This window comes from Arachnia propionica, assembly GCF_003932785.1.
GTDB lineage: Bacteria > Actinomycetota > Actinomycetes > Propionibacteriales > Propionibacteriaceae > Arachnia > Arachnia propionica_B.
Genome location: NZ_RQYT01000023.1, coordinates 34,173 through 44,798 on the forward strand (window position 1 = coordinate 34,173; position 10,626 = coordinate 44,798).

At 69.0% G+C, this 10,626-nt stretch carries 9 protein-coding genes and 2 tRNA genes; 1 reads left to right on the forward strand and 10 read right to left on the reverse strand.

The genetic code is table 11. The features are described from left to right. Positions 1 to 5: 5 nt before the first annotated feature. The 8 genes from pgsA to leuC form a co-directional block, all read right to left on the reverse strand. On the reverse strand, positions 6 to 590 hold the full coding sequence (gene pgsA, locus EII35_RS09925; protein WP_125228312.1) for a CDP-diacylglycerol--glycerol-3-phosphate 3-phosphatidyltransferase: 585 nt from the start codon (positions 588 to 590) through the stop codon (positions 6 to 8). After that, positions 587 to 1,999: a 30S ribosomal protein S12 methylthiotransferase RimO gene (rimO, locus tag EII35_RS09930; protein WP_185744265.1), complete on the reverse strand. Its 1,413-nt coding sequence runs from the start codon at positions 1,997 to 1,999 to the stop codon at positions 587 to 589. Before rimO ends, pgsA begins: the two co-directional genes overlap by 4 nt. Before the next feature lie 15 nt (positions 2,000 to 2,014). Beyond that, the gene (locus EII35_RS09935) at positions 2,015 to 4,450 is read right to left on the reverse strand and encodes an FtsK/SpoIIIE family DNA translocase (protein ID WP_125228313.1); all 2,436 of its coding nucleotides are present in this window, start codon (positions 4,448 to 4,450) and stop codon (positions 2,015 to 2,017) included. Between the two features lie 25 nt (positions 4,451 to 4,475). Beyond that, a complete protein-coding gene (locus tag EII35_RS09940; RefSeq protein WP_125228314.1) occupies positions 4,476 to 5,414 on the reverse strand; it encodes a thiamine-phosphate kinase in 939 nt (312 codons plus the stop codon). Then, positions 5,414 to 6,526 carry a D-alanine--D-alanine ligase family protein gene (locus EII35_RS09945; protein WP_125228315.1) on the reverse strand — a complete coding sequence of 371 codons (1,113 nt, stop codon included), beginning with the start codon at positions 6,524 to 6,526 and terminating at the stop codon, positions 5,414 to 5,416. The genes EII35_RS09940 and EII35_RS09945 overlap by 1 nt, the downstream gene beginning before the upstream one ends. A 34-nt stretch (positions 6,527 to 6,560) precedes the next feature. Beyond that, positions 6,561 to 7,238: a lysophospholipid acyltransferase family protein gene (locus tag EII35_RS09950; RefSeq protein WP_125228324.1), complete on the reverse strand. Its 678-nt coding sequence runs from the start codon at positions 7,236 to 7,238 to the stop codon at positions 6,561 to 6,563. Between the two features lie 157 nt (positions 7,239 to 7,395). Next, the gene (leuD, locus tag EII35_RS09955) at positions 7,396 to 8,001 is read right to left on the reverse strand and encodes a 3-isopropylmalate dehydratase small subunit (RefSeq protein ID WP_125228316.1); all 606 of its coding nucleotides are present in this window, start codon (positions 7,999 to 8,001) and stop codon (positions 7,396 to 7,398) included. A gap of 3 nt (positions 8,002 to 8,004) precedes the next feature. Beyond that, a complete protein-coding gene (gene leuC / locus EII35_RS09960; RefSeq protein ID WP_125228317.1) occupies positions 8,005 to 9,411 on the reverse strand; it encodes a 3-isopropylmalate dehydratase large subunit in 1,407 nt (468 codons plus the stop codon). A gap of 94 nt (positions 9,412 to 9,505) precedes the next feature. Between leuC and EII35_RS09965 the strand changes: the two genes are divergently transcribed. After that, positions 9,506 to 10,222: an IclR family transcriptional regulator gene (locus tag EII35_RS09965; protein WP_125228318.1), complete on the forward strand. Its 717-nt coding sequence runs from the start codon at positions 9,506 to 9,508 to the stop codon at positions 10,220 to 10,222. Positions 10,223 to 10,291: 69 nt separating this feature from the next. Here EII35_RS09965 and EII35_RS09970 read toward each other — a convergent pair. Both EII35_RS09970 and EII35_RS09975 read right to left on the reverse strand, forming a co-directional pair. Continuing rightward, positions 10,292 to 10,367 (reverse strand) — tRNA-Glu (locus EII35_RS09970). 37 nt (positions 10,368 to 10,404) lie between these two features. Then, a tRNA-Gln gene (locus EII35_RS09975) sits at positions 10,405 to 10,476 on the reverse strand. Positions 10,477 to 10,626 lie beyond the last annotated feature (150 nt).

Sequence of the window (10,626 nt, forward strand, 5' to 3'; positions counted from 1 at the left end):
TGGACCTACCGAGCCCGACGTGGGGTGGCGGAGGCGCGACGCAGCCGGATCGCCTCCCGGACGTAGTCCACCCCGGTGACGAGGGTGAGGATGAGCGCCGCCCACATGAGGGCCCAGGCCACCAGCTGAAGCCACGGGGGCAGGACGGAAAGCGAGAGCAGGAACAGGATCAGGGCGACGGACTGGAGCACCGTCTTCAGCTTCCCGCCCCCCTTGGCGGGCATGACGGCGTGCTTCGCCATGGCGGCCCGCAGCCAGGTGATGCCCCATTCCCGCACGAGGATCAGCACGGTGAAGAACCACGGCAGTTCCCCCAGAATGCTGAGTGAGATGAATGCCGCTCCCGTGAGCGCCTTGTCCGCGAACGGATCCCAGAGCTTTCCGAAATCAGTGATGAGATTCCACCGACGGGCGATCCAACCGTCCAGCAGATCCGTCAGGATCGCCGCCGCGAACACGATCGTCGCCGCCAGCCGCCATCCCTCGTCGTGAGGGTGGCGGAACAGCACCACGAGGAAGACGGGCACCATGATGATGCGCAGCACCGTCAGGGCATTCGGCACGTTCCAGTTGCTGGGTTTCCCCGTCATCGGATCCTCCCTGTGAGATCGATTCCCTCGGAGTCCACGAACTCCACCGCCACGAGATCCCCGAGCCTGAGCTCCGCCGCGTCGGTCACCTCGACGGTGCCGTCGGTCTCCGGCCCCTGATGCTCGGCACGCCCGACGGCCCTCTCCCCGATCTCCTCGATCAGCACCGTCGCCTGTTCACCCACCCGGTCGGCTGCACGGGCCTCACACACCTGGGTCGCGATGTCCGCGAGCGCCTCACGACGCGCCTCGATCTCATCCGGGTCGAGGTGACCGTCGAGGTGGGCCCCCTCGGTCCCCTCCTCGTCGGAATAGCCGAAGACGCCGAGGACATCCAGACCCGCGTCGATGATGAACTGCCGCAGCACCTCGACATCGGCCTCGGTCTCCCCCGGGAACCCGGCGATGACGTTGCTGCGGATCCCCGCCTCCGGCGCCTCCGCACGGATCCTGCCGATGAGCGAGAGGAAGCTGTCCGGGTCGCCGAACCTGCGCATCCGTCTCAGCACGGCCGGGCTGGCGTGCTGGAACGAGAGGTCGAAGTACGGCAGCACCTTGGGGGTGGCGAACATGGCCTCCAACAACGACGGTCGGATCTCGGCCGGTTGGAGATAGGACACCCGGATCCACTCCAGCCCCTCCACGTCGGCGAGTTCGGGAAGCAATCGTTCCAGGCTCGCATCGGGCAGGTCCTTGCCGTAGCTGGACGTGTTCTCGGAGACGAGAAGGATCTCCTTGACCCCCTCCGACGCCAGCCAGCGCGCCTCCGTCACGATCTCGTCGACGGGACGGGACAGATAGGACCCCCGGAACGCGGGGATGGCGCAGAAGGCGCAGCGCCGGTCGCAGCCCGAGGCGATCTTGAGGGAGGCGGCGGGGCCGCCGCTGATCCGACGCCGCTGCACCCTCGGACCAGTCGCTGGGGCCATGCCCTCCGGGAGCGGGGCGTGGCCGGGGGTGCTCACCGTCGGCGCCGCGGCGGGACGCGCGGCGGGGGCCAGCGGCAGCAGCGTCCGACGATCCCTCGGCACGTGCGACTCGTGGGTCCCACCGGCCAGGATGTGCCGCAGTCGGTCCGCGATGGAGGTGTAGTCGTCGAACCCGAGCACGGCGTCCGCCTCGGGAAGCTCGCGTGCCAGTTCGACACCGTAACGCTCGGCCATGCAGCCGACGGCGACGACGGCCTCCACGTTGGCGGAATCCTTGAGGTCGGCTGCGGCGAGGAGGGTGTCGATCGAGTCCTTCTTCGCCTGCTCCACGAAACCACAGGTGTTGACCACGACGGTCTGGGCGTCGGCGGGGTCGTCGACCAGCTGGAATCCTCCGGCCTCCAGGCGTCCCGCGAGTTCCTCCGAGTCGACGTCGTTGCGGGCGCACCCCAACGTCAGGATGTGGACCTTGTTCATCATCGTCCCCAGTATCGCTCACCCGGCGGCGAGGGAGGCCAACAGCTCATCGAGGTCGTCGGGCTTGATGAGCACCTCGCGGGCCTTGGAACCCTCGGAGGGACCCACCACCCCACGGGATTCGAGGATGTCCATGAGTCGTCCGGCCTTGGCGAAGCCGACCCGCAGCTTGCGTTGCAGCATCGACGTGGAACCGAGTTGCAGCTCCACGACGAGGCGGGCCGCGTCGATGACCAGCTCCAGGTCGTCGCCGATGTCGTCGACGACCTTCTTCTCCGCCGCTCCCGCGGTGACGTCCTCCCGGTAGGTGGGCTGGAGCTGACCGGAGATGTGGGCCACCACCTCGCGGATCTCCGACTCGTTGACCCAGGCGCCCTGGACCCGGATCGGTTTGCCGGCCCCCATGGGCAGGAACAGACCGTCGCCCTTGCCGACGAGTTTCTCCGCGCCGGGTTGGTCGAGGATGACCCGGGAATCCGTCATGGACGAGGTGGCGAAGGCCAGCCGGGACGGCACGTTGGCCTTGATGAGCCCCGTCACGACATCCGTCGACGGTCGCTGGGTCGCCAGCACGAGATGGATCCCCGCGGCCCGGGCGAGCTGGGTGATGCGCACCACCGACTCCTCCACGTCACGTGGCGCCACCATCATGAGGTCGGCCAGCTCGTCGACCACCACGAGCAGGTAGGGGTAGGGCGCGAGGACCCGTTCGGAGCCCTCGGGTACCTTCACCTGCCCGGCCCGCACGGCCTTGTTGAAGTCGTCGACGTGCCTGAAGCCGAAGTTCGCCAGGTCGTCGTAGCGCATGTCCATCTCCCGCACCACCCAGGCGAGGGCCTCCGCCGCCTTCTTGGGGTTCGTGATGATGGGGGTCACGAGGTGCGGGATGCCCTCGTACTGGTTCAACTCCACCCGCTTCGGGTCAACGAGCAGCAGGCGCACCTCATCGGGGGTGGCCCGCATCATGATGGAGGTGATGAGGGAGTTGATGAAGCTCGACTTGCCGGAGCCGGTCGCACCGGCCACCAGGAGGTGGGGCATCTTCGCCATGTTGGCCAGCACGAACCCGCCCTCGACGTCCTTCCCGAGCCCGACCGTGAGCGGATGGTGGTCGCTCAGCGCCTTCGGGGAGCGCAACACGTCGCCGAGGCTGACGACCTCCTTGTCGAGATTGGGGATCTCGATGCCGATGGCCGACTTGCCGGGGATGGGGGTGAGGATGCGGATCTCGTTGCTCCCCACGGCGTAGGCGATGTTGTCGGCGAGCCCCGTCACCTTCGAGACCTTGATGGCATTGCCGAGCTCCACCTCGTACCGGGTGACCGTCGGTCCGCGCGTGTAGCCCGTGACGCGCGCGTCGATCTCGAACTCCTCCAGGGTCGCGGCGAGCTGTCGGACGACCCGGTCGGAGGACTCGGTGCGGGCCTTGGGCTTGGTGCCGGGGACGAGCAACGACTCATCGGGGAGCTGGTACATGACCTCGCCACTGAGCTGAAGCTGTTCCGCCCGGCCCAGCATGGGGGTGTGCTCCGGGGGCGGGAGGTCCGCCTTCTCCGTGGCCGGGGCCTTCCGGGGCTCCGGTTTCCTCACGGGGGGCGGGGTCGGTTCCTCGTCGAGTTCCCAGTCGTCGATCGAGTCCAACGGCTGCGGTTCGTCGTCAAGGATGAGGGGGGTGTCGTAGGGCTTGTCGACCCCCAGCTTGAGCTTGCGGGGCGGCTCGTCCTCCCCCTGTTCGACGAGGGCGGACAAGCCCTCCCGGACCGAGGCGACGACCTCCCGCAGGGGGCGCCCGATCGTGAGCAGGACGCCGGTCAGGGTCACGAGGACGAGGATCGGCACGGCCGCCCAGACGGTCAGCAGATCGGCGAAGAGACTGCTGGAGAGGAAGCCGAGGATGCCCCCGGCCCGTCGGAGTTCCAGCATCTGATCCGGGCGGGGCAGTCCACGCACGACGTTGATGATCCCGAGCCCGCCCATCGTGATGAGGAACCAGCCGAGCCCCGTGCGGGGGGCGGCGTCCACCTCGCGGGGGTGACGCAGCACCCGCCACGTCCCGTAGAGCAGCACGGCGGGGACGAAGGTGGCGGCGAGGCCGAACACCGTCGTCGTCGCCACCTCGATCGCCGAGCCGACGGGGCCGGGGAGCATGAACCAGGCCCGGGCGGCCAGGATGATCGCGAGCACCAGCATGAACAGGCCCACACCGTCGCGCCGCAGAGCAGGGTCGACGTCCGGGTCAACCCCTCCGAAGCTGCGGGCAACGGCACCGAGTCCGTGCGCGATCCCCCGCCACACGGCGACGAGACCACGCAGGAACGGGTTGGGCCCCTTGGGCCGGGGCGGGGCTGCCGCCCTGCTCTGCTTGGGCGTGGTCGAACCACCCGACTTGCCGGTTCCCTGGGTGGAGGGGCGTCGGGTGGACCTGCGCGATGGGGAAGAGCCGCGTGTCGCCATGTTGCCAACCTAGCCGAGGAGGGCGTCATCCCCCAGGGAGCGCGCCGAAGTGATCCCACCCGGCGCTGGTCTCCCACGGTTCCCCTGCGACGGTGACGGCATCCCCGGCCACGACCGCTCCGACCCGGACCCAGCCGTCGGGAAGGTCGGCATCGGGCGGGAATGTCGCGGCCAGGGCATGGTCCTCGCCGCCGGCGAGCATGAAGATCATGGGGTTCTTGCCGGTGGCCGCGGCGAGTCTCGCGAGGCCGTCCGGCACCTCGAGGAGGGACGGATCGACGTCGATCCCGACCCCGCTGCGCTCGGCGATGTGGCCGAGATCCTGCAGGAGCCCGTCCGAGACGTCGATCATGGCGGTGGCGCCCACAGCGGCCGCCACCCGACCCGCCCCGTAGGGCACGCTCGGGCACTGCTGCTCCGCGACGAGTTCCTTGGGGGAGCCGAATCCGCGCTGGAGGACCAGCAGCCCGCCGGAGGCCCAGCCGAGTCGACCGCGGACCGCCACTTGGTCGCCCACCCGCGCGCCGCCACGGGTCACGGGGGAACGCCCCTGGAGGTTCCCGAGGGCGGTGACGGCGATGGCGATGTGGGCGGAGGAGGACAGATCCCCGCCGACGAGGCTCACCCCGGCCCGGCCGCACTCCTCGACCACCCCCTGCTGGAACTCCTCGACCCATGTCTGGTCGAGCTCACGGGGAACGGCGAGACCCACGACGATGCTGCCGGGGGACGCCCCCATCGATTCGACGTCGGAGACGTTGACGGCGACGGCCTTCCGACCGATCTGGCGCGCGTTGGACCAGCTGCGTTTGAAATGGACGTTCTCGATGAGCACGTCGGTGGTCACGACGATGTCCCCGTCCGGACGCAGCACCGCCGCGTCGTCGCCCGGGCCCAGGAGGACGTCGGGGCCGGCGTCGAGGTCCGCGGTGATCCTGGCGATCAGCTCGAACTCGCCGGCCATCAGCGCAGACCCACGGGACGCGCCAGCGCCAGCTCGATGAGACGGCTGACGAGTTCCTCGTAGGTCATGCCGCTCTCCTGCCACAGGGTCGGGTACATGGAGATCTCCGTGAATCCCGGCATGGTGTTCACCTCGTTGATCCAGGCCCCGTCCTCGGTGACGAAGAAGTCGGCCCTCACGAGGCCCTCCGCGTCGATGGCGTTGAAGGCGCGACGCGCCAGGGACTGCAACTCGGCGGCCAGCTCCGGGGTGGTGTCGGCCGGGGCGTCGAGCGCGGCCCCGTTCTCGTCGAAGTACTTCGCCTCGTAGTCGTAGAAGCCGTCATCGGCGTTGACACGGATCTCGCCGATCACGGAGGCCCGGCATCCCTCGGAGGTCCCGGGATCCCCGAGCACGGCGACCTCCAGTTCCCTCGCGCCCACGAAGCCCTGCTCGAAGACGACCTTCGGGTCGTAGCGCTGGGCCTCGGCGATGGCGGCCTCGAGCTGCTCCGGCGCCGTCACGCGGGAGATGCCGATGGAGGAGCCGCCGCGGGCCGGCTTGACGAAGATGGGGTACTCGAGGCGCGCCACCTCCGCCAGCACCTCGTCGCGCTCGTACCGAAGCCTCCGCGCCGATGCCGCGACGAAGGGACCGACGGGCAGCCCGGCGGCCCGGAAGGCGAGTTTCATGAACTCCTTGTCCATGCCGACGGCGGAGGCCATCACGCCGGAGCCGACGTAGCGGATCCCCATCATCTCGAACAGCCCCTGGATGGTCCCGTCCTCGCCGAACGGGCCGTGCAGGAGGGCAAAGGCCACATCCACGGCGCTCAGGTCGGTGAGGTCGTCACCGACCCGGGTGGCGACCTCGCAGCCGTTCGCGCCGACCAGCCAGGCGGCGTCGTGCTCGGGTTCCGCGACCTGCGGGGCGAGGCCGTCGACGATGTCGTAGCCGGCGATGGTCTCGAGGGGGACCTGGGTCCAGCGTCCCGATGGCGCGATCCCGATCCCGACGACGTCGAACCGGTTCCGGTCGACGGCCCTCAGCACGCTCGCCGCCGTGAGGCAGGAGATGCCGTGCTCGGGGGACTGTCCTCCGAACACGAGTGCGATGCTGGTCTTGCTGGTCACGGGACCTCCTGGGGTGGGCTGCAGATCATGGTAGTCACGGGCGACGGGCGGGGACCCGGGCCCCCACCCTCATGTCCCAACGGTCGACGGGGGCGGGCTCCCCACGGAGCTCCGCGACGAGGGCGACGACGGCGTCCATGATCCGTGCGGTCGCCTCCTCGAGGTCCTCGCGGGTGGGTTCGTCGGAGACAGGAAGGTCGCTGAGGTCAACGGGTGCACCGGCCAGGACGCTGACGGGGCGGCGACGCACTGAGAACAGCTTCCAGGGTTGCAGGGTCTTGCCACCGAGGATGGCGTCGGCACCGGTCTGCCCGACGGGGATCACCGGCACCCCCGTCGCCAGGGCGAGTCTCGCCGCTCCGAGGCGCCCCACCATGGGCCAGCCGTCGGGGTCAGCGGTGATCGTGCCCTCGGGGTAGATCGCCACGCAGTCCCCCTGACGCAGCGCGGCACGGGCATGGACCAACGAGTCCTTCGCCTTGGCGGTGTTGCGGAGCACCGGGATCTGTCGACACTGGCGGGCGAACCAGCCGACGAGGGGAACCCGCCAGATCTCCGCCTTGCCCAGGAACCGCGGCCAGCGCCCGTTCCAGATGAGGTACTCCCCCACCACGAGGACGTCGAAGTTCGAGATGTGGTTGGGCACGATGAGGCATCCCCCCGCCGGGATGTTCTCCCGGCCGCGCCACGTGCGTCGCACCAACGCCCCCATGACGGCGTGGACGAGACGCGCCAGGAACCGGTAGGCCCCGGGCGCTGGTTCCCGGTTCGCCACCTTGAGGGGAAGCTGCCACGGCTGTTGGGCGTCAGGAGTCACCCGGACATCCTCCCGCACCGCGCCCCGTGGAGCGAATCGACGGGTGCACCCATCAATCCGCGGTGCGTGCCGGCAGCGTGCGGGGTTTGAAACCGGGACGACGGGCCTCGTAGGCGGCGATGGCGTCTGCGTGCTGCAGCGTCATGGAGATGTCGTCGAGACCGTTGAGCAGGCGGTGTCTGGTGTACTCGTCGATCTCGAAACCGATGCTGAGATCACCTCGGGTGATGGTCTGCGACGGCAGGTCGACGGTGGTCGGGACCGTCGGATCGGCCTCGATCGCCTGCCACAGCCGATCCCGATCCTCCTCCCCGATGACGGCGACGAGCAGTCCGGCCTTGCCGGAGTTGGAACGGAAGATGTCTCCGAAGCGGGTCCCGATGACGACTCGGAACCCGTAGTTCTGGAGTGCCCACACGGCATGCTCCCGCGACGAACCGGTGCCGAAGTCCGGCCCGGGAACGAGGATGGTCCCCTTGTCGAAAGGCTCCTGGTTGAGGACGAACGCAGGGTCCTTGCGCCATGCGGCGAACAGACCGTCCTCGAAGCCCGTCCGGGTGATCCGTTTGAGGTAGACGGCGGGGATGATCTGATCGGTGTCCACGTTGCTGCGGGGCAGCGGAACAGCAATACCGGTGTGGGTGGTGAAGGCCTCCATGGCTCAGGCTCCAATCAGGTCGGCGGGGGCGGACAGGCGCCCGGTCACGGCGGTGGCGGCGGCGACGGCGGGGCTGACGAGGTGAGTGCGCCCGCCCTTGCCCTGACGGCCCTCGAAGTTGCGGTTCGACGTGGAGGCGGAGCGCTCCCCGGGCGACAGCTGGTCGGGGTTCATGCCGAGACACATGGAACACCCGGCGGCGCGCCATTCGGCCCCGAAGTCAAGGAAGATCCGATCGAGCCCCTCGATCTCGGCCTGGAGTCGCACCCGCGCGGACCCGGGCACCACGAGCATGCGGACCCCGTCGGCGATCCGGCGTCCCTCGACGACGGAGGCGGCGAGCCGGAGATCCTCGATGCGGCCGTTGGTGCAGGATCCGAGGAAGACCGTGTCGACGGAGATGTCCCGCATGGGGGTGCCGGGCTCCAACCCCATGTAGTCCAGTGCCCGACGCGCCGTGGCCTGCTCCACCTCGGACTCGAAGTCCTCGGGGGCCGGGACCACGCCCCCCAGCGGCACCCCGTGACCGGGGTTGGTACCCCAGGTGACGAACGGGGTGAGCTCGGTGGCGTCGATGTCGACCTCCACGTCGAAGTGGGCGTCCTCGTCGGAGTGCAGGGTGCGCCAGTAGGCGCAGGCCTGTTCCCATTCCTCCCCCTCGGGGGCGTGAGGCCGCCCCTTGAGGTAGGCGAACGTCGTCTCGTCGGGGGCGATCATGCCCGCCTTGGCCCCCCATTCGATCGACATGTTGCAGATCGTCATCCGGCCCTCCATGGAGAGCTGCTCAATGGTGCTGCCCCGGTACTCGACGATGAAGCCCTGACCGCCACCGGTGCCAACCTTGGCGATGAGGGCCAGCACCACGTCCTTGGCGGTCACCCCCTCGGGAAGGTCACCGTTGATGTTGACGGCCATCATCCTGGGCTTCTTCTGGGGCAGCGTCTGAGTGGCCAGCACGTGCTCGACCTCCGAGGTACCGATCCCGAAGGCAAGGGCACCGAAGGCGCCGTGGGTGGAGGTGTGGGAATCCCCGCACACGATGGTCATGCCGGGCTGGGTGACACCGAGCTGCGGCCCGATGATGTGCACGACCCCCTGGTCACGGTCGCCGAGGGAGTGGATGCGGATGCCGAACTCGGCGGCGTTGCGACGCAGGGTCTCGACCTGGGTACGGGAGACGGGGTCGGCGATGGGCGCGAGGATGTTGAGCGTGGGGGTGTTGTGGTCCTCGGTGGCGAGGGTGAGGTCAGGGCGGCGCACCTGCCTGCCGTTCATGCGCAGCCCCTCGAAGGCCTGCGGGCTGGTGACCTCGTGCACGAGATGCAGATCGATGTAGAGCAGGTCGGGCTCACCTTCCACCGCGCGCACCACGTGCGCGTCCCACACCTTCTCCGCGAGGGTTTTCCCCATGGTTGTCCATCCTTCTTCGTCGGTTCGCCCAAGCTCTCACGTTTGGCGACACCCCATCTTGCGTGTCCAACATTTGAAACGATAGTCTCGCGATATGGACGAAGGAAGTGGCGTCGGCGTACTCGACAAGGCAGCCGCAGTGCTGTCGGCCCTGGAGACGAGCCCTCTGACCCTGGCCGGTCTCGTGACCGCGACGGGGCTGGCTCGCCCCACCGCCCATCGTCTGGCGGTGGCCTTGGAGCACCATCGTTTCGTGGGGCGCGACCTGCAGGGCAGGTTCGTCCTCGGCAGCCGTCTGGTGGAGCTTGCGGGCTCCGCCGCGGAGGATCCCCTGCTCACCACGGCGGGACCCATTCTGACCCGCCTGCGGGACATCACGGGCGAGTCCGCACAGTTGTTCCGCCGCCAGGGCGACATCAGGATCTGCGCGGCGGCCGTCGAACGGCCGTCCGGCCTGCGGGACACCGTGCCACTGGGTGCGCAGCTGTCCATGACGGCCGGCTCCGCGGCCCAGGTCCTGCTGGCCTGGGAGGAACCGGATCGACTGCCCCGTCTCCTGGAGGGCGCCGCCTTCACCATCGCCGGGCTCCAGCAGGTGAGGCGACGAGGCTGGGCCCAGTCGGTCGGGGAACGTGAGCCCGGGGTGGCCTCCGTGTCGGCCCCCGTCCTGTCCCCCACCGGTCGCATCATCGCCGCGGTCAGCGTCTCCGGCCCCATCGAGCGCCTCACCCGCCAACCGGGTCGACTCCACGCCCCGGCCGTGATGGCGGCCGGCGAGCGCCTGAGTGAGGTGCTGCGCCGCAACGGCTGAACCGCCGCCGACCACAAGGCGCCCGACGACAGAGAAATCGCCCGGTTCTGATGAACCGGGCGATCTGCTTGGTAGCCCCGACGGGATTCGAACCCGCGCTACCGCCTTGAGAGGGCGGCGTGCTAGGCCGCTACACAACGGGGCCAAGCGTGGTGGTTCGGCCTCGGATGAAGGCCTCTCCGCAGGGGTACCTGGACTCGAACCAAGACTAACTGAACCAGAATCAGTCGGGCTGCCAATTACCCCATACCCCTTTGCGCTCTCCCGAGCACGAGAAGGAACTCTACAGCCTTGTCGGTTCGCAGCGCAAATCGTCGACGTGCCTCAGCTAGTTTGAGCGCGTGGGTGGGGTCGGTGCCTCAGCTAGTTTGAGCGCGAAGCTTGCCCGTGTGGAAGGCAAGATC